Below are 24,634 nucleotides of genomic sequence, written 5' to 3' on the forward strand. Positions count from 1 at the left end.
GGACGATGACAGGTGAATGTGTGCCGGCGTTCTCGCGACGCGACTTGCGTCCGAGCTTTGCCAAGAAAACTTGTCTCCCCAACGAGAGGGAGCAGGGAATGCCGGGTGCACGCTGCACCCGCGGTCTCGTGTGCAATATGCGCAAAGCAAAACGCACACGAGCATACAGGTACAGCCGAAGCACTCCGGCATTCCCTGCGCAATGGTTTGACGGCTTATGCCGCGATCTCCCCGGAGCCGAATTCCTCTGGCCTCCGTCACTGCCGGCTTGATGGCCAAATCAATCCGGTTGGATTGAGTTCACCACCGGCAGCTTGGCACCAGCCACGGGTGTCAGGACCACACGGTTTTGCCGTACGCATCGAGCGCCGTCATCGTGCGCACCGTTTGCCGCTCATGAGGTTCATCTCACCCTGCGACCACGTCGTGCGCCGACGCCCTTGCGTCCACTGCATCCCGCCTCACGTTCGTGACGATCGCGATACGCCCCTCTTGTCGAGGCGGGACGGCGGAAGTTGTACGCGTGATTTGGGTCTGCGGAGAAGCGGAATATTTTTGATTCCCGGCCTTGACATGACTTCTGAAAATCAGAAGTGATTTGCCAGTTGGGTCGACATGTCACAGAAATCGTAGTGTGGGCAAAGCGAAGCGTGCCCACCATTTGGAGAGGCGGCCGGTGATAGATGGTGGGCACGGCGCTGACGCGCCTTTGCCCACCCTACGAATCTCCGCAAAGAACAAGGTGCATGCTTGCGCAAATCTCGCTACGTTCAAATCAGAAGCAAAACGAAGAATACCAGGGGAGGCACCATTGAGACTTTCAATCGCTGCCGCGGGCTTTTTTCTGGCAACGCTCCTTTCCATTCCCGCGCTCGCACAGGCGAGGCCTCTCGTGACCGAAGAGATGATGGTCAAGACATCTGATCCCGGCATCGATATCTACGTCCGCAACAAGCGGCCGGCCGACATGACCTCGTTCCGGCCGGAGCAGACGGTGCTTTACGTTCACGGCGCGACCTATCCTTCGGAGACTGCATTCGACCTCAAGCTGGATGGCCTGTCCTGGATGGAATACATCGCCGCGCGCGGTTACGACGTGTGGCTTCTCGATCTGCGCGGCTACGGCAAATCCACGCGTCCCCGCGAAATGGCCGACAAGCCCGATGCCAATCCGCCTATCGTAACCGGCCAGACCGCGGTGAAGGACATCGGTACCGCCGTGGATTTCATCCTGCAGCGCCGCAACATCCCGCGCCTCAACCTGATCGGCTGGTCCTGGGGCACGACGCTGATGGCGACCTACACCACGCAAAACGCGTCGAAGGTCGAACGCCTTGTCCTCTATGCACCTGTCTGGATCCGGCAAACGCCGTCACTCGTTCAGGCAGGGTCGGGCAAGCTTGGCGCATATAGAATGGTCACGCGCGATCAGGCCAAAGAGCGCTGGTACACCGGCGTGCCGGAGGACAAGAAAGCCAATCTCATTCCCGCCGGCTGGTTCGAGGCGTGGGCAGACGCGACATTTGCAACCGATCCGGACGGCGCAACGATGAACCCTCCGGTCGTTCGCGCCCCCAACGGCGTCGTGCAAGACGGCGCCGAATTCTTCGGCGCCGGCAAGCCCTACTACGATCCCGCCAAGATCACCGTGCCGACATTACTGGTCGGCGCCGAATGGGACCGCGACACGCCGCCCTACATGGCGCAGACGCTGTTTCCGCTGCTGGTGAATTCGCTGGGCAAACGCTACGTCGCGCTCGCCGAGGGTACGCACTCCATCATCATGGAGCGTAACAGGCTAAGGCTGTTCGAGGCGGTGCAGGCGTTTCTCGATGAGGGGAAGAGGCCGTGAGAAGCCGGTTGCGTAGGATGGGTGGAGCGCAGCGATACCCATCAAAGCGGCCCGAGACGCGATGGGTTTCGCTGCGCTCTACCCATCCTACAGACTGACAGAGCGCGGCGGATTACGCCTTGCGGCTAATCCGCCCTACGCTTCTCACCGCAACTCCGCCTCCCGCAGCGGCGCGCGACTTAGTTCGTTGCCGGCGGCGATGGCTTTGCGCAGCAGCCGCATCAGCTCCGTGCCCTCCTTTGCGGTGAGGCCACGCAGCATGGTGCGCTGGGCTTCCTCGACGGCCGGCGTGATGGCGCGGAGCGTGCGCTTGCCCGCTTCGGTGATCTGCAACTCGCGGGCGCGGCGGTCGCGGGGGCTTGGGTGACGGATCAGCAAGCCCCTCTGCACCAGACGATCGACCACGCCGGTGATCGTGGTGCGGTCATAGGCAATGAGGCCGGCGAGCGTCACCTGATCGACGCCCGGATTGGTCCTGATCGCGGCGAGCGTGGCATATTGCACGGGCGTAAGATCAAAGCCCGCCTCCTCGACCTCCGCGAGGAATACGGCCACTGCAATCTGCTGGAAGCGGCGCGCCAGATGGCCGGGCATCTCATTGTTATCTCTCACTGATCCCTCCCAAGGCCGGACAGAAGCAGCCCAACACAATTGACAAGCATACTGATAATCAGCATGCTGATCAATATTTCATCCCGTGCGCTTTGGTCGCGGCATAAATTGTGACCTGTGCCCTCGATGAAGGGCGATCCGTTCGGCCACAATCAACTCCGGATCGGCAAAGGACAGGAGGAGCAGGTTTCATGCAATTTCATCTGAATGGCTTCGAGCCGGGCGACCCTGAGATCGCCGATCCTGCGGAGCGGGTTGCCCCTTCCGGCATGTCCGGCTCCGTTCCGGCTGATGTCGATGTCCTGATCGTTGGCTGCGGACCGGCGGGCCTGACGCTGGCGGCGCAGCTTTCGGCGTTTGCCGACATCAAGACCTGCATCGTCGAGCAGAAGCCAAGTCGGCTTTTGCGCGGTCAGGCCGACGGCGTCGCCTGCCGCACCATGGAAATGTTTCACGCCTTCGGCTTCGGCGAGCGCGTGCTGAAGGAAGCGTGCTGGATCACTGAAACAACATTCTGGAAGCCAGACGATCGAAACCCTGAACACATCGTGCGCAGCGGCCGCGTTCAGGACGTCGAGGATGACCTATCGGAAATGCCGCACCTCATCCTGAACCAGGCGCGCGTGCATGATTGCTATCTCGATGTCATGCGCAAATCGCCCACAAAACTCGAGCCATATTATTCACGGCGCCTGCTTGACCTTGAGATAGCGCCGGCGGCGCGGTTCGAGGACCACGCGGTGACCGTGCGCCTCGAGCGGCTCGATGCCGGACACGAGGGCGAAATCGAGACCATCAAAGCGCGCTATGTCGTCGGCTGCGACGGCGCGCGCAGCACAGTGCGAAAGTCGATCGGGCGCGAGCTGCGCGGCGATTCCGCCAATCATGCCTGGGGCGTGATGGACGTCCTTGCCGTCACCGACTTCCCCGACATCCGCTACAAGGTGCTGATCCAGTCGGCCCGTGATGGCAGCATCATCGTGATCCCGCGCGAAGGCGGCTATCTCGTCCGCCTCTATGTCGAGCTCGCCAATCTCGATGCCGGCGAGCGGATTGCCAGCCGCAACATCACGTCCGACGACTTGATCGCGAAGGCGCGGCGGATTCTCAATCCGCATACGCTCGAGGTGAAGGAGATCGCCTGGTGGTCGGTCTACGAGATCGGCCAGCGGCTGACCGACAAGTTCGACGACGTGCCGGCGGATGAGGTCGGAACGCGCCTGCCCCGCGTGTTCATCGCGGGCGACGCCTGCCACACGCACAGCCCGAAGGCGGGTCAGGGCATGAACGTCTCGATGCAGGACGGCTTCAATCTCGGATGGAAGCTTGCTTCTGTGTTGCGCGGGCGCAGCGCGCCGCATCTCTTGCACAGTTATTCGGCGGAACGGCAGGCAGTTGCGAAGGAACTGATCGACTTCGACCGCGAATGGGCCGCGATCCTCGCGTCCGCCAAAGGCGACAACAAGGGCGGCGACGCGGCGCAAATGCAAAATTATTTCGTCCGTCACGGCCGCTATACCGCTGGCACCGCGACGCACTACCGCCCGTCCATCCTCACCGCCCAATCCGATCACCAGCATCTGGCAAAAGGTTTTGTGATCGGCACGCGCTTTCACTCCGCGCCGGTCGTCCGGCTCTCGGACGCCAAGCCGGTTCACCTCGGCCATGTCACGAAGGCGGATGGGCGCTTCCGGCTCTTCATATTTGCCGGCGCAGAAGATCCCGCGGCCGACAACGCTCCGCTCCGCTCGCTCTGCGATTTCCTGAGCGAGAGCCCGAAGTCGCCAATCAGAAGACACACGCCAGCGGGCGCCGACATCGATTCCGTGATCGACGTGCGCGCCGTGTTCCAGCACGCGCATGCCGAGCTCGCCATCGAGAAGATGCCCCCGCTCCTGCTCCCGCGCAAAGGACGCTACGGGCTCATCGACTACCAAAAAATGTTCTGCCCCGATTTCAGGAGCGGCCACGACATCTTCGCGATGCGCGGAATCAATCGGGACAAAGGCTGCATGGTCGTGGTCCGGCCGGATCAATTCGTCGCGCACGTGCTGCCGCTTGGTGCGTATGCGGAGCTTGCGGCCTATTTCGACGGGTTCATGCTAAGGGCGGAGTGAGCCGTAGCCCACATGAGCCAACGGGTCGCGCGAATGCGCGCCCGATGACAGGCTCCGCGATATGCGGGGGGTACTGTCCCCGGGGTCGCTTCGCTCGCCCGGGCTACACTCCGCTACGCTTCCACAGCGCCCCACCACCACCTCCCCGAAACTGCCACTTTTCCCGCCAAATCCATTGGGCTGGGATCGGGCCCTTTCCATTGAACTAAGCGCCCCGCTCCGATATACGGGCACTCGACTCCGGCCGGGGGATCAGGGCCTTCCGGGGCCGCTCACCCGCCCCCTCCAAGCCGCTACGGAATACCTCCAATATATCAAAGGCTTAATGATGTCTTCCACATTCGATCAGATCGCCAACATTATCGCGGAGACCTGCGACATCCCGCGCGACACGATCAAGCCGGAGAGCCACGCCATCGACGATCTGGGTATAGACAGCTTGGACTTCCTCGACATCGCCTTTGCCATCGACAAGGCGTTCGGGATCAAGATGCCGCTCGAAAAATGGACCCAGGAAGTCAACGACGGCAAGGCCACGACCGAGCAGTACTTTGTGCTGCAGAATCTCGCCGATCGCATCGACGAACTGGTCGCCGCCAAGAATGCAGCCCCGGGCGCCTAATCGCCCGCCATGGACCTTGATTACTTCAAGCTGATCGACCGCATCGTCGAGTTGAACCTCGACGAGAAGAGGATCACGGTCGAGGCGCAGGTTCCGGCGCAGCACACTATCTTCGAGGGTCACTTTCCGGGATTTCCGACCATGCCCGGCGTCTTGCTGACCGAGGCGATGGCACAGAGCTCCGGCTGGCTGCTGCTCGGCCTGTTGAAATTCGAGCGCATGCCGTTCCTTGCCATCATCAAGGAAGCCAAGATGCGCGGGTTCGTCAGCCCCGGCACGCTGCTGACGATCGAGGCGAAGCTTGAACACGAGGGTTCCGGCTTTGCCGTCACCAAGGCCAAGGGCCGCGCCGGCAAGGAATTGAAGTGCAGCGCCGAGATCACTTTTGGCCTCACTCCTTTCCCCGACCCCTCCATGCGCGTGCACATGGACGCGATGGCGAACAAGATCGGCTTCCCACTGCAGGCAATCACGCAATGACTGAGCCAAAATCCGCGGCCAAGGAAGTCTGGATCACCGGCATCGGCATCGTCTCCTCGCTCGGCGAAGGGCTGGACGCGCATTGGGATGCGCTGAACGAGAAGAAGATCAACGTCGACGACAAGCGGTTTGCGCCCTACATCGTGCACCCGCTGGCGCCTGTCACCTTCGACGCGCAGATTCCGAAGAAGGGCGATCAGCGCCAGATGGAAGCGTGGCAGCGCATCGGCACCTATGCCGCGGGGCTCGCGCTGGAATCGGCCGGCGTCAAAGGCAACCAGGAAATCCTGGGGCGAATGGACATGATCGTCGCCGCCGGCGGCGGCGAGCGTGACCTTGCCGTCGACGTTGCCATCATGACCGCCGACGCCAAGGGCAATTCCAGCCCCGGCTTTCTCAACGAGCGGCTGATGAACGATCTGCGGCCGACGCTGTTTCTGGCGCAGCTCTCTAACCTGCTCGCCGGCAACATCGCGATCGTGCACGGCGTGTGCGGAACGTCGCGCACCTTCATGGGCGAGGAAGCCGCCAGCATCGACGCGGCGCGAATCGCGCTCGCCCGCATCGAGTCCGGACAGAGCGAGATTGCGCTGGTCGGCGCCGCCCATAATGGCGAACGCAAGGATCTTCTGGTCCTCTATGAGTTCGGCGACTTCAACCTGAAGGAAAAGTTCGCTCCGGTCTGGCAACGCGAAGGCCAAAGCGGCTTTGCGCTCGGCTCGGCCGGCTGCTTTCTGGTGCTGGAATCCCGCGAGCATGCGGAGGCGCGCGGCGCCAAGCCATACGCGAAGCTGACCAAAGTGGTCTCCGATCTCGCGCAGCGCAAGCAGCCGGGCGCGGTGACTAAATCGCTGGAAGCGCTGTGGCCGAAACTCGGCGTTACCGCCGAGAGCGGCAACGTGATCACGGGCGCGACCGGCGCCGAGCCGGTGACATCGGAAGAGAAGGCCTTCCTGCGTCAACACCCGGGCTTTGCCGTGCGCGCCACCGGAACGATGTTCGGCCATACGCTGGAGACCCAGTTTCCGTTGGGCTTGGCGCTGGCCGCGCTCTCGCTCTCACGCGGCGCGCTGTTTCCGCCCAACGATCCCTCGGGCTTCGAGGTTGAAAAGGCAGGCAGCCCGGACCAGATTGTCGTGGTGGGGGCCGGTCACTGGCAGGGCGAAGGGATGGCCCTGGTCGAGGCCGTCAAGTAAGCGTCGCCGAAAGCGCGCTTTCGGTACGGCCAGAAGTGAGAGAGGCGCGCGAAACGCGCGAGTTACGGCGCAGCAGTGGGGGAACCATGTCAGCACCACGCGATAAATTCGGCAGACCGATCGTCGTCGTCACCGGCATGGGCGTGGTGACCTCGCTCGGCGCCGGCAAGGAAGACAATTGGCGCAGGCTGACTGCGGGTGAATCAGGCATCAAGACCGTGACGCGCTTTCCGGTCGACGGCTTGAAGTCGACCATGGCCGGCACGGTCGATTTCGTCACCGTCGATCCCGTGACCTCGACGGGGCTGACCGAGCGGCTGGCCGAAATGGCGACGGAAGAAGCGCTCGCACAGGCCGCGATCGGCGGCAAAGCCGATTTTCCCGGCCCGCTGTTCCTGGCGGTGGCGCCGGTCGAGGTCGAATGGCCGCAGCGGCTCGAGCTCGGGCGTGCAATCGGCAAGACCGAACTCAGCTATGACGATATGCTGCGCATCAGCGGTGGCGGCCGCTACGCCAAATATCATCGTCGCTTCATGTTCGGCTCGGTGGCGAGCCACCTCGCCGAAACCTTCGGCACCAAGGGTTCGCCGATCTCGCTCTCTACAGCCTGCGCCTCCGGCGCAACCGCGATCCAGCTCGGCGTCGAGGCGATCCGCCGCGGCGAAGCCGATGCTGCGCTGTGTGTCGGCACCGATGGCTCGGTGAACCCTGAAGCCATGGTGCGCTTCTCGCTGTTGTCGGCGCTGTCGACGCAGAACGATCCGCCGCAGGCCGCATCAAAACCGTTCTCGAAGAACCGCGACGGTTTCGTGATGGCGGAAGGCGCTGGCGCGATGGTGCTGGAAAGCTATGAGGCGGCGATCGCGCGTGGCGCCAAAATTCTCGGCGTGGTGGCCGGCTGCGGTGAGCTGACCGATTCCTTCCACCGCACCCGCTCAAGCCCCGACGGCAAGCCGATCATCGGCTGCATGCGCAAGACGCTGGCGGACGCCGGCCTCGAGCCGGAACAGATCGACCACATCAACGCGCACGGCACCTCGACGCCGGAAAACGACAAGATGGAGTACAACACGACCGCAGTCGTATTCGGCGATCATCTGCCGAAGATCCCGGTGTCGTCGAACAAGTCGATGGTCGGGCATACGATTTCCGCGGCGGGCGCAGTGGAGGCGGTGTTCTCGCTGCTGACGCTGGAGCACCAGCGGATTCCGCCGACCATCAATTACGAGATTCCGGATCCGGCGATCCTGTTCGACGTGGTCGGCAACAAGGCGCGCGACGCCAAGGTCACCGCCGTGATGTCGAACTCGTTCGGCTTCGGCGGCCAGAACGCCTCGCTGATCCTGACGCGCGAACCGGTGTAGCGACCGCGGTCCTCCTCGACGATGAACCGCCTGCTCCTACGTACCAAGGCGCGCCTGCGCGACGCTGCCAAGCCGGTGGCGGAAGCCGCCGTCGGCGCGCTGACGGTCGCGCTGCTCCGCACCACGCGCTACTTCGATCCGGACAAGACTGCCAATTTCTTCGGCCGCGTCACCCGCTTCATCGGGCGACGGCTGCGCGAGGATCGCATCGGCCGCGAGAATCTCAAGGCCGCCTTCCCCGAGAAATCGCCGGAGGAGATCGAGACCATTCTGACCGGCGTGTGGGATAATCTCGGCCGCATCGGCGCCGAGTTCGCCCATCTCGATCACATCTGGGACTATGACCTCGATCATCCGGAGAAGCCGAGCCGCATCGAGTTCACGCCGCGGACCAAGGAAATCTTCGATTCCCTGCGCGACGACGGCAAGCCTGCGATCATCTTCGCAAGCCATCTCGGCAACTGGGAAATCCCGGCGCTCGGCGCGGTGGCGCATGGGCTCGATTGCGCGATCCTGTTCCGCCGGCCGAACATCGAGGCCGCCGACCGCGCGATCGAGAGGATCCGCGCCGTCAAGATGGGCACGCTGGTGCCGGCCGGCCGCGACGCGCCGCTCAAGCTCGCCGAAGCCCTGCAGAGGGGCCAGCACGTCGCGATGCTGGTCGATCAGTACATGGGCAACGGCGTTGAGGTGACGTTCTTCGGCCGCAAGACCAAGGCCAACCCGACGCTGGCGCGGCTGCTCCGGCAGGTCGAATGCCCCGTGCACGGCGTGCGCATCATCCGCCTGCCCAATCACCGCTTCCGCGCGGAGCTATCCGAAGAGGTCAAGCCGGTGCGCGACGCCTCAGGCCAGATCGACATCCAGGGCACGATGCAGGCGGTGACATCCGTAGTCGAAGGCTGGGTGCGCGAATATCCGGACCAGTGGCTGTGGCTGCACCGGAGATGGCGGTAGGGGCGCAGCGACAGCGGCCTTTACCGCGTCAGTGGTCGCATGCGGATGCGGCCCGGTTCAACGACCGAGAAATGGCCGGTCCAATCGTGGCGCGCCATCAAACTCGTGAGCTGCTGCCCGACTTCATCGGGACGGGGCATAGGAATACGCAGCAAAATTACCCCGCATGCTGCAGGCAATCCCGATGCCTTCGCAAGTTCTCCGAAGTCTTTATCAAAAGTGAGCAGAATACGCCCGTCGCGCACCGCCCACGCCAACACCTCCTGATCGCGACTGCCAGGCGCTTCGGCCCTGATCCAAACGACGTCATTTCCGGCCCACACGAAGGGCTGTGACCAGCGCACCCGGTATATTCTCATTGGCAAGAAAGCGCATATCAGGCCGCGCTGGGATAGACCCTCTCCCCACTCAACGTATCGCGGGCATAAGCAAGGCACGCGATAACGTCGTCATGGGTAATATCGGGGTAGTTGGTCAGAATATCGGACTCGGTCCAACCATCTGCAAGCAAGCCAATCACGAATTCCACGGCGAGCCTGGTCCCGCGAATAACAGGCTTCCCGGCTAGCACATCAGGCGACAACGATATGCGAGGATGTTCAGTCATGTCGGCGGCCGCTCCTTATCCAGAGCCAGATACTACCTGAGTCCGGCCAGCTGCGCGACGACAGAATCGTAGAATGAATCCGTCTACAATGGAGCGGTGCGGGACCCCGGATAATTTCGGCCTACGCTACCCGCCGAACAGCAGGCCGAGGCTCCACGCTTTCATCGCAACGGTCGATGCCAGGACGAAGATGATTTGCAGCAGTGTGCGTGTTGAGAAGAATGCGAGGAAGTTGGTCATGTGATGCTCCTGGAGGGAGCTATAGATTCTCGCTCGGGTACCGGCAACAGGAGTTTGTTGGGATAAGCGTAGCCCGGATGAGCGCAGCGACATCCGGGATATTACCGACGCCGGCCCCGGATATCGCTTCGCTCATCCGCGCTACGGCTTCGCAATGACGGCGGAGAGACGCTCGCGCGCTGCCATCACCTCCCCGTCTTCACCCTTGTCCACAGCCGGTTGATGACGCGCTGTGTCGCGGGATCACGGGCCTTGATGACGAACAGCTTTTTCTGCGTCGCCTCGTCCGGGTAGATATTCTTGTCGTTCAGAATCTTCGGATCGATCAGCTTCTGGCTGGCCAGATTGCCGTTGGCGTAGGACAGGAAATTGGAATTCTTCGCCGCAACATCGGGGCGGTAGAGATAGTTGATCAGCTCATAGGCTTCCGCGACGTTCTTGGCGTCCGCAGGGATCGCGAGATTGTCGAAGAACATCTGCGCGCCCTCCTTCGGAATGGTGTAGCCGATCTCGACGCCGTTCTTGGCTTCCGCAGCGCGGCTGCGCGCCTGCATGATGTCGCCCGACCAGCCCACCACGAAGCAGATCTCGCCGGAGGCAAGCGCGCCCAGATATTCCGAGGAATGAAACTTGCGGACATTGGGCCTGATCTTGGCGACGAGTTCGGCGGCCTTTTCGAGATCGGCCTGCTTGGTCGAATTCGGGTCGATGCCGAGATAGCTCAAGGCCGCGGGCAAAATGTCGTCGGCGGAATCCAGCATGTGGATGCCGCAGTCTTTGAACTTGGCGAGGTTCTCCGGCTTGAAGACGATATCCCAGCTATCGATTTTCACGTCGGGGCCAAGAATTTTCTCTGATGTCTTGACGTTGTAGCCGATGCCGGTGGTGCCCCACATGTAATTGGCGGCGTAGTTGTTGCCGGGATCGTAGGTCGCGAGCTGGTCGGTCACCACAGGCCAGGCGTTGGCGAGATTGGGCAGTTTTGATTTGTCGAGCCTGGTGAAGACTTTTGCGGTGATCTGGCGCTGCAGGAAATAGCCCGTGGGCACCACGACGTCGTAGCCCGACTTGCCGGCCAGAAGGCGCGTCTCCAGCGTCTCGTTGGCGTCGAACGTGTCGTAAACCACCTTGATGCCGGTTTCCTTGGTAAAATCCTCCAGCACGCTAGGTGCCATATAGTTCGACCAATTGTAGAAATTGACCGTGCGCTCCTGCGCCGACGCGGGCGCGAGCAACAACGATGCAGCGATCGCGCCGATCAGGCACAGCGAATTTCGGATCGAATCGCGCATGTCTACCTCTTGCGACGGCCGTGCACCGCGTCGGACAGGCGCTCCAGCGCGGTATCCAGCGTTTCGTCCTTCTTGGAAAAACAGAACCGCACCACCGAGGTTACCGCATCCTGCTCGTAGAATGCCGACACCGGGATCGCCGCGACCTTATAATCGGTCACGATGCGCTTGCAGAACTCGACATCGGTTTCATTCAGCCCGAGCGGCGATAGGTCGACGGTGAGAAAATACGTCCCTTGCGATTTCAGCACGGGAAAGCCGATGCTCTCCAGCCCCTTGGTCAGGCGGTCTCGGCTGCGCGCGAGGTCGTTGCGCATGTCGTAAAAATATTGGTCGGGCTTGCCGAGGCCGTAGGCGACTGCGGCCTGCAGGTTCGGCGCGGTGGTGAAGGTCAGAAACTGGTGCACCTTGGCCGCCACCCGCAGCAGCGGCGGCGCGGCGCAGACAAAACCGACCTTCCATCCCGTCAGCGAAAAGATCTTGCCGGCGCTGCCGACCTTGATGGTGCGGTCGCGCATGCCTGGAATCGTGATCAGCGGAATATGCTCCCGGCCATCGAAGATGACGTGCTCCCAGACCTCGTCGCAGATCGCGATGGTGTCGAACTTCTGGCAGAACCGCGCCAGCAATTCGAGGTCCTCGCGGGGATAGACGACGGCAGCCGGATTGAGCGGGTTGTTGAACAGCACCGCCTTGGTCTTCGGATTGAAGACGCTTGCCAGCATCTCCTCGGTCAGCCGCCAGCCCGGCGGCTCGAGCCGGAGCAGGCGCGGAATGCCGCCGGCTTGGCGGATGATCGGCAGATAGCTGTCATAGACGGGCTGGAACACCACGACCTCGTCGCCGGGTTCGACGACGGCGAGAATGGAAGCGGTCAGCGCCTCGGTGCCGCCCGAGGTCACCATTACCTCAGTCATCGGATCAAGCGAGAGCTTGTGCCAGCGCCCGTAATGGGCGGCGATCGCCTGCCGCAGCTCCGGAATGCCCATCATCGACGGGTACTGGTTGTAGCCGTTCACCGTGGCGTCGGCCGCAGCGCGGCGGATATCCTCCGGTCCGGGATCGTCGGGAAAGCCCTGTCCGAGATTGATGGCGTTGTTGTCGCGCGCCGCCTGCGACATCGCCTCGAACACGGTGACGGGAAGGTCGGCGAAGACCTTGTTCATGGACGTCATGGCGCGTCAGCCGCCGGTCCTGGTCTGCAATCCCGCAGCCTTCCACGCCAGAATGCCGCCCGCCAGATGCTTGTCATAGGGCAGCCCTGCCGCCTGCGCCGCGAGCGAGGCCGTCACCGAGCGCTTGCCGGAGCGGCAGGCAAACACCACCTGCCTGCCCTTGGGATCGGGAATGGCCGCCGGGTCGAACGATTGCAGCGGCACTACGACGCCATCCGGATAGGCTTCCACCGCAACCTCGTTGGGTTCACGGACGTCGACCAGGAGATAGCGTCCTTCCGCCATTCCCTTCGCCACGTCTTCCGGCGTCAAATCGTGCACCTGATGGTCCGCCACGCAATCCTCCTGACAAGCCGCCGCGAGGGCTCCGATTGGCCCCCGCCAAGCGGGCGCCAAAGTCGCCCCTCGCGAGACGAAAATCAAGCGCTGCGAACGGTTTAAACGACCGCCCAATGTGCGGTTCGGCCCACCACGATTATTCTCCGCGCGCCCCTGCTCTCAGGTCAGAAGTTCTTTCTCTATGGGCCAGGCGCCTTCCGGCGTTTGCGGGGCCGGCCGGTAGCCGCGCCGGAGGTAGAAACCACGGGCGTTTGGGCTTGCCTCCGCGAACGCCTTCTGGAACAGCCGTTCGCGGATCAGCCCTTCAAGCATAACTGCGCTACAGTCTGGGAGCTGGCCTGACCGTCATTCACCTCAGGAGCCCGCATGGCTACGGCAATCTCGGTACTCGGCGGCGTGGGCCTCTTCCTGCTTGGTATGACCGTGATGACGGAAGGCCTGAAGAGAGTGGCCGGCTCCGCCCTGCGCGCGATGCTCGGCAAGGCAGCGGCGACGCCGCTGCATGGCTCATTTTGGGGCGCGATCGTCACGCTTCTGGTGCAGTCTTCCAGTGCAACCACCATGACGACGATCGGTCTCGTTAGCGCGGGCTTGCTAACGTTCCCGCAAGGGTTGGGCCTTGTCTTCGGCGCGAATGTCGGCACTACGGGGACCGGCTGGCTGGTCGCGCTCATCGGCGTCCGCGTCTCGCTCACGGCAGCAGCGCTGCCGATGATCTTCATCGGCGCGTTGACCAAGCTTCTGGCGCGCGGGCGAATGTCTGGGGCGGGCGCCGCTCTCGCCGGGTTCGGGCTTGTGCTCTTTGGGCTGACGACCCTGCAGCAGGGTATGGGCGGGCTGGCCGAACGATTGCACCCGGCGGATCTGCCCGCGGTTCTCGGAGGTCCGGAAGCGCGCTGGTGGTCGGGCCTGTTCGGCGTGCTGGCGCTCGTCGCGATCGGACTGGTGATGACCGCGCTGATGCAGTCGTCAACGGCCGCCGTCGCAGTGACCTTGTCCGGCCACTATGCCGGCGCGATCGGGCTGGACCAGGCCTGCGCGCTGATCATCGGCCAGAACATCGGAACGGCGACGAGTTCGGCCCTGGCCGCGATTGGCGCGAGCACCACCGCCAAGCGGCTGGCCATCGCTTATGTCCTTTTCAAGCTGGTCGCGGCCGTGATCGCGCTTGTGCTTTTTCCCGTCGTCATCCCTCTGCTTCTGCGCGCCGCGAGTACTGTCGACGGTGTCACGCTGCTGGCCGCCTACCACACGGCGTACAATGTTGTCGGCGTGGTGGTCCTGCTACCGCTGGTCAACCGGTTCACGCAACTGATCGAGCGTATCCTGCCCGAGCGTGGCTCGCCGCTGACGCGATGCCTCGAACCCCTGGCGCTCGCTAGTCCGATCGTGGCCGTGGAAGCGGTGCGGCGAACGATCGCGCGCGTGCTCATAACCGTGTGCGGTTCGGTCGAGGCGGCATTGACAGGCCGCGCCAAGCAGATTCGTCTCGGGAAGGACGCCGTATCGGTGCAGGAGGCGGCCGACGCCCTGCGCCAAGCGCAATTATTCCTGTCGGATATGACCGGCCCCCCTGACACCGACGAGGAGCAACGGCGTCTCACCAGCACACTACACGCACTCGACCGCGCGTCTCGGCTGACGGAGGTCGCGAATGGAGGAATCAATTTCGCTTCGGTGGGGGACGGACCGGAGGACATCCGGGCCGGAGAATTATGCGCAGAAGCGATGCGCAGCGCAGCCGCGATTGCGCGCGGCGTGGCAGCGCCGCCTCGCGTTGCTGGCTCTCCGCAAATTGTGCCGGCTTCACGTGGCGACGACGCCATGTCCGGTCCGCGTGCGATCCCGCCCGACGAGGCGATCGCCGAACTCGAACGCTGTACGAAGCAACTCGACGAAGCGCTGCGCACCCACCGCAGCGCGACGCTCGGCGCGGTCGCCAATGGAACGCTCACCGCCGATGCCGCGCTCCTTCGCGTCGAAACGGTGCGAAACCTCGAAGCGCTATCGCAGCACGCTTGGCGCTCTGCAGCTCATCTTGTCGGTCGCGGCTAGCCAAGGAAGCAGGACTGGGCTGGGGACAGGTCCCATCGAAACGCAAACGACCAGCGCACGGCAAAAGCCGTAGGCCCACTCGAATGTCTCTAGCCATAGGTGAGCTATTTCACATCGAGATCAAAAGCGAAGGACTAAGATTCCCAGCCTCAGCTGGCGTGAAGAAAGCTGAATACATTCGAATCTGGGACAACTTCGTTGTCCGATCTGTAGTCGCTCAAACATAGTTGAGCGCATTGTTGTTGAACCGTCGCGAAGTTCCCGTGACCCACGATAAGGGGCTTTGAGGACCGCAGGAGGTTCTGATGACGAGGCATCGAACGATTACTGGGTTCGTGGCTGTCGCTCTGCTCGCTGTAGCCGCATCAGCTGCCACCATGAGATCGCACTCGCCCTCGACCGAGGGCATTGGCGTCTCCGACGCGACTATGTTGAAAGGCCCCACGGTCGAGGCGAACGAAGTCCCGGCTGCGAGTTTTGACGAGCGCTGGTCCGCTATGTCCTCTTCGACGACGGACAAGCCTGAGCGATAAGCTCGACGTTCGCTAAGTGCCGCCGCAACCGGCCCACTTGGTGGAAATTGCAATGGACTCTGAGCAGTTGGGCGACGCATTCGCGTGACGAAGCGCAGATGCGGCTGCGCGCACGAGGAGATGAATACGGAGGCACGACACACCACACCACATTGGCAGTCATTTGAAAATTTATTTTCGAAGGAGGCAACGATGAACGTACTGAAAGCTGCAATCGTCGGCCTTGGACTAATTTCAGCCAATACAGCGGTCCACGCGGACGTCATCGCCGACTGGAACAACACCGCAATGGCCGTGATGAAGGCGGTTAATGTGGCCGGCAATCCGTGGACGCGCAGCATGGCGCTGGTGAACGTGTCCATGTCTGACGCGGTCAACTCTGTGCAGAACCGATATTCACGTTACATACCCGAGCTTCCACTAGACCCGAACGCGTCGGCCGAAGCCGCGGCAGCGGCGGCTGCCCGCGAGATTCTCATGCGCCAATATCCCGGCCAGAAAGACCGGATTGAAACGGCCTTCGCGGAGACGATGAAAACCATTCCGGACAACCCAGCGCGGGCCGCGGGGATTGCTTTAGGCGAACAAGTCGCAGCTGCTATTTTCACAGAACGGCAGAGCGACGCGACAAACATGCCCGACACATACCGCCCGCTCACCACGCCCGGCGTGTGGGTGCCGACCACACCGCCGCTCTTCCCTCAATATGCGACGGCCAAGCCGTGGGGTATGGAGAGCGCTAGTCAGTTTCGCCCGGGTCCGCCCCCTGCCCTCAACAGCGCTCTTTACGCGCGCGATTACAACGAAACGAAGGAAATGGGCGGCGTGAAAAGCACGAAGCGGACCGACGCGCAGTCCGACGCCGTGCGCTTCTGGACACAGGCCAACCTTGGGCCCGCATGGTTCCAGGCGGCCAGGCAGGCTTCCGCTCGTCGTGATCTCCCTGTGGCAGAAAGTGCGCGAGTGTTCGCACTGATGTCCATGGCTCTCGCCAATTGCTTCATCGTCGATTGGGACGCCAAATTCCAATACAATTTTTGGCGGCCGATCACCGCCATCCGCAACGGCGACCAAGACGGCAACGATGCGACGGAACGCGAGGCAGGCTGGCAGCCTTTGAACACCACGCCGATGCACCCCGAATACCCGTCTCAGGCGGGGATCAACGCGGGCGCGGCGCGAGGCGTTCTGGAAGCCGTGTTCGGCAATGGGACGGAAAGCTTCACCGCGACCGATACTTCCGACGCGCGCCTATCGCGCCAATTCACCAGCTTTGCGCAGATGGCCGAGGAGCACAAAGAGGTGCGCGTCTGGGGCGGCATACATTTCCGCAATTCGCTGGAGGTCGGAGAGGCGATGGGTCGCAGGATCGCTGACCATCTCGTGGCAAATTACATGAAGCCGACGCGGTAAGTCCATGTTCGGCGCCATCTCAAGGCGCTCGGTAACAGGCGGCGCGCTGCTGCTCGCCGCCTTCCTCGCCGCGGACGCCGCCGGCATAGATGACGATCTGCCCGACCTCAAGGACCAGATCACGCGGATGGCCTCCGACGTCGCGCTCGAATTGCAGGAAGTTTGTCCGCCTGCTTCACCGTCGGATCAGGCGGCCTTCGATCGATGCCGACGCAGCTTGTTCGGCGATTCCGCGCTGCGACGCAACCTCGCACCGAGGCTGCTGTGGGGCCGCCGAAATCAGGATGCCACGGCAGCGCTCGATGACACCAATCTCACGCAGTTTGCGCCCGATGTGATCACCGGCCTCTATCTTTCGCTGTTCATGTACAGCGGCGAGTACAGCGTCGAGTACGTCGAGCGCGAGCGATTGTACCTGATCCGTCTGCGTGCGGGATTCCGCAACCTGTTGCCGCCCGGGCAATTTCCGTATCCGTTCTGGCACGAAGAGACGAAGTGGAGTGTTTATCAGGCCGCGAACTCGGTTCTGTTCTGGGTCAATCCAAAGACCGCGAAAATCATCATCGGGCAATTTACCGAGCGGGGCGGCAATAGCCCGGTTGTCGACACGCAACCGATATGGCCCAAGTTCGATGGCAAATGGATGTGGATGGACAAGGACGGACGCATCCAGCCGCGCGTGACGCTCTTCGATGGCTTGTTCCGCCAGGATAATCCTTATCTGCCCGAGCTTGACTCCACCTACAGGACGCTGGCGCTGCGGATGCGCGACGCGCAATGCGACAAGTGTCACGTTCCGAACAATCCGATGCCGATGCGCCGGCTGCTGCTGTTGCACACGCCAGCCCACGCGGCAGGCGAGATCGCCCGGTTATTGAAGACGGTGCTTGCAGACAAGATGCCGCTCGACGATGCAGGCAACGAAGAGCCGCTCGAGCCTGCGCTCAAACGCGCGCTGCTCGAAAGCGGCGCAGCTTTCGAAGTAACGGTGAAGGCTGCAAAAGATTGGGAAGCGGCACACCGGGAATGAATGGCACTCGGCTGATCCGGTTGCTGAGCCACCTGCTCCGGGTGATCTTGTTGCGAGACAGGTTATCGTCACACGACGCCTTGATTTCTACACTTTTTGAGCAACAAATTGCGACACACAACTCTTGGAGGACACGCGATGATGGGGCGTGGGCTCGCGTTGTTACTGGTAGGGCTGCTCGGCGGCTGTGTGCAAACGACGCTTGCGCCGTCATCGACAGCCAGTTTGTCCCCAAGGGACCGGCAGTTGCTCGCCCATCCGCCCTACGCGCAGGTGAGCATTCCGGAGACCTATCGCCGGCATATTGTCGACTACACGCGCAAAGAACTGCCAGGCACGATCCTGGTCGATACCAACGCGCGTTATCTCTATTACGTCCTGCCGGGGAGCAAGGCGATCCGCTACGGCGTGACGGTGGGAGAAGAAGCGCTCGCTTGGTCCGGCGTCGCAACGGTTGGCCGCGTGGCTGAATGGCCGGATTGGATTCCGACGCCGGAGATCCAGGCTCGGCTCGGCCCCTACCCGAAGCGCGTTCCCGGAGGTCCAGCCAATCCGCTAGGCGCGCGGGCGATCTATCTTTACGAGGGCAACAAGGACACCCTCTACCGCATCCATGGCACCAACCAGCCGGAGTATATCGGTCAGGCCATCTCATCCGGCTGCATCCGCATGCTCAACGAAGACGTGATCGATCTCGTGAACCGGGTGAAGCTGGGCGCGATCGTCGTCGTCCTCCCGCCGGGTCGGAGTGCGTAGCGCGTGACGCAAAGCTAGGGCTTCGCGAGGCTCGTGGCCGCCTGCTCCGTCCTCACATTAACCGCGCAACAGCACGGCCTCCCGAAGGGTTCGGCTTGAACCTAGGATGGAGAGCAGCCCCAGCGCCATCAGCAGCACGCCAAGCCAGGTTGCCGTCCAGCCCAGACCGTCATCGGCTGCTTCGGCGATGGGAAAAGCAACCGACCCGACCGTAACAGGCACGGAGGCGTCGACCGCGTTTCTAGCCGCCGGCGCGGCCGCCAGAAGCGTCTCCACGTCGACCTGGCGCGGTGCGCCATGGTCAGGCGTGAGCCGGTCCGTCGCGAGTTTCTCGATGGGTGCCCGCGGCACGAAGGCCGCAGCCCCCGTAGTTACGACGGAAGCGGCATCAGCCACCTTGAGCTCGGGCGCGGGCGGCATCGGCTGAGACGATTCCGCCGGTGCGGAGCGCAGCAGCTCCGCACGCGCGTCCGCGACCGCCTTGCGCTTGCGCTGCGCGCTCTCGTTCTCCGCGGGAGCGGCGACACGAGGCTTCGTGGGCCGATGACGAACCTGCTTCTTCACCGCGGTCCCCTCGGCAGCCTGGAACCAGCATCTGCGGCCGCCATCGAAGCGGTAGACCCAGTGCTGACCTTCCGCCGTCGACTTGCCGGGCCGCGGCAAGCACTCCTCTTCCGCGGCAGCGGGCGCGGTGGCCTGCTGGGGAGCGGCATTGAAATTGAAGAAGTCGGTAAAAGCATTCGAACACGCAGGCGATGGCGTGAGACCTGCGAAAAGGACAAGAGCGGCGAAGCAAAATCGCGAATGACCGGACATGGAGACCCCCCGGTGCTGTGCCCCCGCGCGCACGACCTTTCGCCCCGACCTAGGTCACAATGCGGCTCAAATCCGGCAACGGGGTGGATTCATTTTGGCCTGCAAAACGAATCCAGGCGTGGGTGCGGGTCCTGCAAGCCGCGCGAAATACAACCAAGGTGACTTCTGACCTTCGACATTCGATAGGTGATTGAAACCCAGCGAGTCAGGTTGCGGCCCGCCTCGATGTGACGGGAATCGCCCCCATGCAGTGCTGCAATTCGTTCGGCACATTATATTCGCGCATGACAGCCCGACTGTCGCGCAAGCCACACGCCTCTCGCTGCACCACGAACATCCACAGCGCGTGGCCAGCCTCCGTGACCAGGGTGCGCCGTGCCTGCCGCGCTGACTCCGGAACGCCCGAGCGCGGATGGGCGGCATCGAACTCCCGCAATCTGGCGAGGGCCGCCTCCAGCGCTCGCCCCAGTCGTCCAAGCGCAACGGCCTGCTCCTGCGCGATCTCATAGTTGAGAACGTCGACGGGAGGGCGATCAAGGCGAAAGCCGTGGGACATGGGCAACATATAGCGCCACATGGGTCGCATGCGCAACGATGCGCCTTACTGCAGCATCTTCGCGCTTTATCGTCGGATGGTTGTCGACAGGCGTTCAGGTCTGCTGTTGGAGCAGACGATCGGCCTCCCTGCAAACGCTGCTTCAGGTGAAAGGTTCTCTTGCCGAAGAGGAGGCTCTGAGCCACCCAGCAAAACGAAAAACCCCGGCGTGAAGCCGGGGCTCGAAAAGCCACGGCGTACATCCGGCCATGACGATCGGTTTTTATTTAGCACGCAGTTCTTGAAGAAAGTGTGACGCTGCTGCTCGCGCCACCGGGCAGCTTTACTGACCGAAATTCTCGCCATCTGAACGCAACTGCGACGTCGGGCGCTGCTTCATCAGCGCATCCATTCCATTCCGGTGCAGCCAGAGCAGCCCCGTGGCAAGCTGCCGCAGATCATTGCGGGCCGCGCCAACAGGCAACCTTCTTGCACGGCGCAGCGCGTCGGCAGCTTGCTTTTCCAATGCTGACAGCTCGCGTTCCACCTGCTGCTCCCGATCAGGTCCCGCTTTGCCAGAGCTCTTTATCGCATTTCACACGCAAGCTTTGTGAAAGGGATCACTAGCGGCTCAGGCCCGCACTGCATCGGCGCTGGAGCACCGCGCCGCAACGGATGTCATTCTTCTTCCTGCAACCTGCAATCTCAAGCGGCTGGATTGGACTGGAGCTGCTGGGCTGCAATGCTCTCGTCTCGTTCCAGCGGTAGGGTAAATTGAAAGACGGCGCCTCGAGGTTCATTCGCGCTCGCCCACAGCCGTCCTCCGTGAGCTTCGACCATCGACCGGCAGATCGCGAGGCCCATGCCCATGCCCTTGGCCTTCGTCGTGTAGAAGGCCTGGAATACACGCTCGACATCCGCCGGGTCCAGGCCAGGACCGGAATCGCGAACCGTGACGAGAATGCCGGTGGCACCCGTCTCGGTGCTGATCGATAGCACGCGTGTTCCGTCGTCGAGGTCGACCATGGCTTCGATAGCATTGAGGATCAGGTTCAAGATCACCTGCTGCAGCTGAGTGCGATCACCCTGCACCACAGGCAAACCCTTCGCGAGCCGAGTCTGCAGCGAGATGCGGTGCTTGAGCGCTTCGCTTCGGGTCAGCACGATCATTTCGAGGATGGCTTCGTTGAGGTCGAACCAATCCTTCCGCGACGGGACCTTGTGGATGAGCGCGCGGATGCCGCCGATGACATTGCCGGCGCGCTTACCGTCCTCAACGATACGGTCGAGGGAGTGACGGACCTCTTCGAGATCGGGCGGTTGAGCGCGCAGCCAGCGCAGGGCAGCCTGGGCATTGGTCACCGTCGCGGCGATCGGCTGATTGACCTCATGGGCGATCGAGGCTGATAGCTGCCCCATCGCGGTGACGCGATTGGCGTGCGCGAGCTCCGCCTGCATCGCACGCAAGGCTTCCTCAGCGCGCCTACGTTCGGTGATGTGCCGACCGACGCCGCGGTAGCCGACGAAGCGCCCTGCATCATCAAACATAGGCAGCCCGGAGACCGAGACGTAGCGCTTGCTGCCGTCGGGGGCCAGCCGCGCAAGCTCGAAATCGCGAAACGGCAGGTGGGCATCCAGCGTCTCCCGATGCTTGCGCCAGGCCTCTTCATCGGGCTCCAGATAAGGCACTTCCCAACGTGTCTTGCCGATCTCGGAGCCCGGCGCCGGCGCATCGGCAAGCTCTTCCGCGAACTCCTGGTGCGTGAAGCGATGCTGCGCATCGGTCTCCCAATAAACGTCGAAGGAGAACTGCACGAGGGTGCGAAAGCGCTCCTCGCTCTGCCGCAGCGCCTCTTCCGCCCGCTTGCGCTCGGTCAGATCGAGCACAAAGCTGACACCTTGATTCGAGTTTTGTTCGAACATCACCCCACCGAGCAGCACCGGCACGCGGCTGCCGTCTTTCCGGAAGTACTCTTTCTCGGATGGTTGGACGGTCCCCGTCCGTCTCAGCTCTTCCGCGGCGCGTGCGTCGCGGTCGCGCCATTCCGCCGGCGTCAGGTCCGTCCAGTTCAGCCGACCCGAGGCAAGATTTTCGCGGTCGTAGCCCAACATACGGAGAAACGCGTCATTGGCCTCGAGAATGCGACCTTCGAGATCCCAAATGACGATGCCGACGATGTTCGCGTCGACCAGGCGCCGGATCTTCTTGTCACGCGCCAGGACATCGCCGTGGAGCGCGATGTTCTCCGCAATGGCTTTGCGCCGCCGGATCGCCTCGAGCCGTGCCAGCGCCAGCGCCACCCCAGCCAGGACCGCGACAATGATGACAGCGATCGTGATCAGCCAGGCTTTGCGTCGTTCGAGCGCCTCGGAGCGCTTGTCCAGATCCACACGTAGAAAGCGCTCATGATCCACCATCTGGTCGATCTGGGATCTTATCTCGTCCAGGCTGCGGATCATGGCCATAGCGGCCGGCCCCGAGTAGGTACGGACCGTTTTGACGATTTCGTCGATCTCGCGCAGCTTTGCTGCAACGGTCGCCGCCAGGTGTCCGGCACGATGGCTCTGCAATGGGTCGCCCGCTACCAGGTCCTTGAGCGCCTGGGCGTCCCGGCGAACGCTGTCGTCGGAGACACCATAGGCCTTGAGATAGTGCGGATCGAGGGTCAGCAGATATCCGCGCCTCTGCGCCTCCACGTCAGCGATGACTGTTTTGAGCCGTTCCAACGTCTCGAGCACCTGGCCGTTGCGCTCGTACGCAACATTCGCCTCTCGTCGCTCCTGCAAGTATCGCAAGCCGAAAAATCCGGTCGCGACAACCACAGTTAGAAGCGCCGCAACGACCAGCACCAGCGGACGAGCAAACCACCGAAAGAACTGGCGCAGGGATACTGACATTGGCCTTAGTCTTCGATGCTAGCGTGAGCGGCTGTTTTCTGATGCCGACGCAGGGCATTGCTAGTATAATCGAAATACAGCCACGGTCCGCACAGGTGAGACGGGAACTGGCAGATCCAACCGCGCAGATTTACACCGGCTTAAAAGGCCGTCAGTGCCCTCGCAAGGGGCCAGAACGTCACGGGTGGGAGCTTCTGCGCATGTCGTGCCGATCCCGGCAGGAGCAACCAGATGGCTCCAGGAAAAAAGTCGCCGAGCAGCCGACGTAACTTCGTCAAGGGATTGGGCGCGACGGGCGTAACGTTGCCTGCCCTCGCCATGTTGCCGCGGTGGGGTCTCGCACGGGATGTCGCGACGCCCTATGCCAACGCTGCAATCGATTGGAGGCAATCTGCGGGGCAGACGATCACGCTTGCGGGGGCGATCCATCCCTGGACGAACGCGATCACTCCACTTTTGCCTGATTTCACTGAGCTCACCGGTATCAGCGTCGTTCCCGACTTCCGATTGGAGACCACGTATCTGGGCGCACTGCCGATCCAGCTCAACCGCGGCGACAGCACGCCCGACGTCTTCATGTTCACGACCTATGGCCAGGGCATCTCGGCGGGATGGCTGGAGCCGCTGAACGCCTATTACTCCGACAGGTCGCTGACCGATCTCGGCTGGTACGACGAGAGCGACCTTCTCAAGACCGCCCGTGCCTTTCCAGTGTGGCGCAGCGGCGAACGCTACGCCATGCCGATCACATCCGAAGCGGTGACGTTGTTCGTCAACAGCGAAGCGCTGAAAGCCAAGCAGCTTCAGGTTCCCAAGACTTTCGAAGAGCTGCTGGTCACCGCGAACGCAGTCAAAACCGACGAGATGTCCGGGATAGCCATGCGGGCCCAGGCTGGCGGCAATTCGTCCGTGCCGGCGATGAGCTTTGTGTTCTCCCATGGCGGGGACATGGTCAAGGACAACAAGGCCGCCTTCGCCAGCCCCGAGGCAATCGCAGCGATCGAGATCTACGGTCGGTTGCTCAGTCAAGCAGGGCCGGCCGGTGTGAGCGGCTATGAATGGTACCACGTGCTGGACGACTTCCTGCAGGGCCGAACGGCGATGGCGATCGATAGCAGCAATTTCGCTACCGACATCTCCAATCCGGCAAGAAGCCAGGTTGCCAACCAGGCCGTGTTTGCTGCCTTCCCACACGCCGCCGGACGGCCGCCCGTCCCCTTCATGTCGCATTGGCAGGCGTGCATCAATTCCAGGTCACGACACAAGCGGGCGGCTTTTTTGTTTTTGCTGTGGGCGACAAGCAAGCCGACCTCGCTGAAGGCAGCCGCAGCGGGGCTGGCGACGACACGCGTGTCGGCCTGGTCGAGCGAGGGGTTCAAGAAGGCGTTCGGCGCTCAGGCCGCGGAGGCGGCGCTGATCAACTTGCAGAACGCCGATGTCGATCGCGCCAAGGCGATCCTCTTCCATCCGCAATCAAGACCGATCCTGGACGCGTTCATGATCGGCGTGAATGAAGTGGTCACCGGTGCGAAACCGGCGAAGATTGCCATGGTCAACGCGGCCGAGAAGGCCAATGCGGCGATCCGCTGATAGCAGAGCCTGTTACGGAGGACGGCCGCCGATCTGCCGAGCGCGGTGGCCGTGATAAGGTTGACGATGCCGACGGCGCTCCACAAAAAAACAACAATCCGGTCAACTAATGGGCGCGCATCGAGGAATGTGTCATGGTGCACCGCACCGACATC

The 24,634-nt window shown here is 62.5% G+C and carries 22 protein-coding genes; 12 read left to right on the forward strand and 10 right to left on the reverse strand.

Annotated elements, in window-relative coordinates:
* The first annotated feature begins 811 nt into the window (after window positions 1-811).
* On the forward strand, window positions 812-1,852 hold the full coding sequence (locus J6524_RS08025) for an alpha/beta hydrolase (protein ID WP_225669858.1): 1,041 nt from the start codon (window positions 812-814) through the stop codon (window positions 1,850-1,852).
* A 144-nt stretch (window positions 1,853-1,996) separates the two neighbouring features.
* On the opposite strand, the gene J6524_RS08030 is transcribed toward J6524_RS08025, so the two are convergent.
* Entirely contained in the window at window positions 1,997-2,464 is a 468-nt protein-coding gene (locus tag J6524_RS08030; RefSeq protein ID WP_225669859.1) for a MarR family winged helix-turn-helix transcriptional regulator, read from the reverse strand.
* A gap of 191 nt (window positions 2,465-2,655) precedes the next feature.
* Between J6524_RS08030 and J6524_RS08035 the strand changes: the two genes are divergently transcribed.
* The 6 genes from J6524_RS08035 (at window position 2,656) to J6524_RS08060 (ending at window position 9,200) form a co-directional block, all read left to right on the forward strand.
* Window positions 2,656-4,581, forward strand: coding sequence for an FAD-binding monooxygenase (locus J6524_RS08035; protein WP_225669860.1), 1,926 nt, complete (start codon window positions 2,656-2,658; stop codon window positions 4,579-4,581).
* A 328-nt stretch (window positions 4,582-4,909) separates the two neighbouring features.
* A complete protein-coding gene (locus J6524_RS08040; protein ID WP_028346689.1) occupies window positions 4,910-5,203 on the forward strand; it encodes an acyl carrier protein in 294 nt (97 codons plus the stop codon).
* A gap of 9 nt (window positions 5,204-5,212) precedes the next feature.
* Window positions 5,213-5,683, forward strand: coding sequence for a 3-hydroxyacyl-ACP dehydratase FabZ family protein (locus J6524_RS08045; protein WP_225669861.1), 471 nt, complete (start codon window positions 5,213-5,215; stop codon window positions 5,681-5,683).
* Entirely contained in the window at window positions 5,680-6,879 is a 1,200-nt protein-coding gene (locus tag J6524_RS08050; RefSeq protein ID WP_225669862.1) for a beta-ketoacyl-ACP synthase, read from the forward strand. Before J6524_RS08045 ends, J6524_RS08050 begins: the two co-directional genes overlap by 4 nt.
* An 86-nt stretch (window positions 6,880-6,965) precedes the next feature.
* A complete protein-coding gene (locus tag J6524_RS08055; RefSeq protein WP_225669863.1) occupies window positions 6,966-8,243 on the forward strand; it encodes a beta-ketoacyl-ACP synthase in 1,278 nt (425 codons plus the stop codon).
* Between the two features lie 21 nt (window positions 8,244-8,264).
* The gene (locus J6524_RS08060) at window positions 8,265-9,200 is read left to right on the forward strand and encodes a lipid A biosynthesis lauroyl acyltransferase (protein WP_225669864.1); all 936 of its coding nucleotides are present in this window, start codon (window positions 8,265-8,267) and stop codon (window positions 9,198-9,200) included.
* 20 nt (window positions 9,201-9,220) lie between these two features.
* Here the strand turns inward: J6524_RS08060 and J6524_RS08065 are convergent, their stop codons facing one another.
* The 5 genes from J6524_RS08065 to J6524_RS08085 form a co-directional block, all read right to left on the reverse strand.
* Complete coding sequence (locus J6524_RS08065; protein WP_225669865.1) at window positions 9,221-9,544, reverse strand: DUF5615 family PIN-like protein; 324 nt, start codon at window positions 9,542-9,544, stop codon at window positions 9,221-9,223.
* A gap of 32 nt (window positions 9,545-9,576) precedes the next feature.
* Entirely contained in the window at window positions 9,577-9,807 is a 231-nt protein-coding gene (locus J6524_RS08070; RefSeq protein ID WP_225669866.1) for a DUF433 domain-containing protein, read from the reverse strand.
* A gap of 425 nt (window positions 9,808-10,232) precedes the next feature.
* The gene (locus tag J6524_RS08075) at window positions 10,233-11,339 is read right to left on the reverse strand and encodes a polyamine ABC transporter substrate-binding protein (protein ID WP_225669867.1); all 1,107 of its coding nucleotides are present in this window, start codon (window positions 11,337-11,339) and stop codon (window positions 10,233-10,235) included.
* A 2-nt stretch (window positions 11,340-11,341) separates the two neighbouring features.
* Window positions 11,342-12,514, reverse strand: coding sequence for an aminotransferase (locus J6524_RS08080; RefSeq protein ID WP_225669868.1), 1,173 nt, complete (start codon window positions 12,512-12,514; stop codon window positions 11,342-11,344).
* A gap of 6 nt (window positions 12,515-12,520) precedes the next feature.
* Entirely contained in the window at window positions 12,521-12,799 is a 279-nt protein-coding gene (locus tag J6524_RS08085) for a rhodanese-like domain-containing protein (protein ID WP_210265022.1), read from the reverse strand.
* 420 nt (window positions 12,800-13,219) lie between these two features.
* On the opposite strand from J6524_RS08085, the gene J6524_RS08090 reads away from it, so the two are divergent.
* From J6524_RS08090 to J6524_RS08105, 4 genes are all read left to right on the forward strand, one after another.
* A complete protein-coding gene (locus tag J6524_RS08090; RefSeq protein WP_225669869.1) occupies window positions 13,220-14,908 on the forward strand; it encodes a Na/Pi cotransporter family protein in 1,689 nt (562 codons plus the stop codon).
* A 725-nt stretch (window positions 14,909-15,633) separates the two neighbouring features.
* Entirely contained in the window at window positions 15,634-16,854 is a 1,221-nt protein-coding gene (locus J6524_RS08095; RefSeq protein WP_225669870.1) for a vanadium-dependent haloperoxidase, read from the forward strand.
* 4 nt (window positions 16,855-16,858) lie between these two features.
* Window positions 16,859-17,884, forward strand: a complete 1,026-nt coding sequence (locus J6524_RS08100; protein ID WP_225669871.1) for a hypothetical protein — start codon at window positions 16,859-16,861, stop codon at window positions 17,882-17,884.
* 141 nt (window positions 17,885-18,025) lie between these two features.
* Window positions 18,026-18,640 (forward strand): L,D-transpeptidase, encoded by a 615-nt coding sequence (locus J6524_RS08105; RefSeq protein WP_376712002.1) that lies wholly within the window; start codon window positions 18,026-18,028, stop codon window positions 18,638-18,640.
* A gap of 57 nt (window positions 18,641-18,697) precedes the next feature.
* Here the strand turns inward: J6524_RS08105 and J6524_RS08110 are convergent, their stop codons facing one another.
* From J6524_RS08110 to J6524_RS08125, 4 genes are all read right to left on the reverse strand, one after another.
* The gene (locus tag J6524_RS08110; protein WP_225669873.1) at window positions 18,698-19,456 is read right to left on the reverse strand and encodes a hypothetical protein; all 759 of its coding nucleotides are present in this window, start codon (window positions 19,454-19,456) and stop codon (window positions 18,698-18,700) included.
* Between the two features lie 205 nt (window positions 19,457-19,661).
* On the reverse strand, window positions 19,662-20,012 hold the full coding sequence (locus tag J6524_RS08115) for a DUF6665 family protein (RefSeq protein WP_225670211.1): 351 nt from the start codon (window positions 20,010-20,012) through the stop codon (window positions 19,662-19,664).
* A gap of 322 nt (window positions 20,013-20,334) precedes the next feature.
* Window positions 20,335-20,538 carry a hypothetical protein gene (locus tag J6524_RS08120; protein ID WP_225669874.1) on the reverse strand — a complete coding sequence of 68 codons (204 nt, stop codon included), beginning with the start codon at window positions 20,536-20,538 and terminating at the stop codon, window positions 20,335-20,337.
* A gap of 158 nt (window positions 20,539-20,696) precedes the next feature.
* The gene (locus J6524_RS08125) at window positions 20,697-22,889 is read right to left on the reverse strand and encodes a PAS domain S-box protein (protein WP_225669875.1); all 2,193 of its coding nucleotides are present in this window, start codon (window positions 22,887-22,889) and stop codon (window positions 20,697-20,699) included.
* 231 nt (window positions 22,890-23,120) lie between these two features.
* Between J6524_RS08125 and J6524_RS08130 the strand changes: the two genes are divergently transcribed.
* On the forward strand, window positions 23,121-24,479 hold the full coding sequence (locus J6524_RS08130) for an ABC transporter substrate-binding protein (protein WP_225669876.1): 1,359 nt from the start codon (window positions 23,121-23,123) through the stop codon (window positions 24,477-24,479).
* The last annotated feature ends 155 nt before the right edge of the window (window positions 24,480-24,634 follow it).

Origin of the sequence: Bradyrhizobium hereditatis, from assembly GCF_020329435.1 — a bacterium.
GTDB lineage: Bacteria > Pseudomonadota > Alphaproteobacteria > Rhizobiales > Xanthobacteraceae > Bradyrhizobium > Bradyrhizobium hereditatis.

Bases quoted from the DNA above. Each gene is read 5' to 3' on its own strand.
- J6524_RS08035 (WP_225669860.1), top strand. From the start codon at position 2,656: ATGCAATTTCATCTGAATGGCTTCGAGCCGGGCGACCCTGAGATCGCC.
- J6524_RS08040 (WP_028346689.1), top strand. From the start codon at position 4,910: ATGTCTTCCACATTCGATCAGATCGCCAACATTATCGCGGAGACCTGC.
- J6524_RS08045 (WP_225669861.1), top strand. From the start codon at position 5,213: ATGGACCTTGATTACTTCAAGCTGATCGACCGCATCGTCGAGTTGAAC.
- J6524_RS08050 (WP_225669862.1), top strand. From the start codon at position 5,680: ATGACTGAGCCAAAATCCGCGGCCAAGGAAGTCTGGATCACCGGCATC.
- J6524_RS08055 (WP_225669863.1), top strand. From the start codon at position 6,966: ATGTCAGCACCACGCGATAAATTCGGCAGACCGATCGTCGTCGTCACC.
- J6524_RS08060 (WP_225669864.1), top strand. From the start codon at position 8,265: ATGAACCGCCTGCTCCTACGTACCAAGGCGCGCCTGCGCGACGCTGCC.
- J6524_RS08070 (WP_225669866.1), bottom strand. From the start codon at position 9,807: ATGACTGAACATCCTCGCATATCGTTGTCGCCTGATGTGCTAGCCGGG.
- J6524_RS08075 (WP_225669867.1), bottom strand. From the start codon at position 11,339: ATGCGCGATTCGATCCGAAATTCGCTGTGCCTGATCGGCGCGATCGCT.
- J6524_RS08080 (WP_225669868.1), bottom strand. From the start codon at position 12,514: ATGACGTCCATGAACAAGGTCTTCGCCGACCTTCCCGTCACCGTGTTC.
- J6524_RS08085 (WP_210265022.1), bottom strand. From the start codon at position 12,799: ATGGCGGAAGGACGCTATCTCCTGGTCGACGTCCGTGAACCCAACGAG.
- J6524_RS08090 (WP_225669869.1), top strand. From the start codon at position 13,220: ATGGCTACGGCAATCTCGGTACTCGGCGGCGTGGGCCTCTTCCTGCTT.
- J6524_RS08095 (WP_225669870.1), top strand. From the start codon at position 15,634: ATGAACGTACTGAAAGCTGCAATCGTCGGCCTTGGACTAATTTCAGCC.
- J6524_RS08100 (WP_225669871.1), top strand. From the start codon at position 16,859: ATGTTCGGCGCCATCTCAAGGCGCTCGGTAACAGGCGGCGCGCTGCTG.
- J6524_RS08105 (WP_376712002.1), top strand. From the start codon at position 18,026: ATGGGGCGTGGGCTCGCGTTGTTACTGGTAGGGCTGCTCGGCGGCTGT.
- J6524_RS08110 (WP_225669873.1), bottom strand. From the start codon at position 19,456: ATGTCCGGTCATTCGCGATTTTGCTTCGCCGCTCTTGTCCTTTTCGCA.
- J6524_RS08115 (WP_225670211.1), bottom strand. From the start codon at position 20,012: ATGTCCCACGGCTTTCGCCTTGATCGCCCTCCCGTCGACGTTCTCAAC.
- J6524_RS08125 (WP_225669875.1), bottom strand. From the start codon at position 22,889: ATGTCAGTATCCCTGCGCCAGTTCTTTCGGTGGTTTGCTCGTCCGCTG.
- J6524_RS08130 (WP_225669876.1), top strand. From the start codon at position 23,121: ATGGCTCCAGGAAAAAAGTCGCCGAGCAGCCGACGTAACTTCGTCAAG.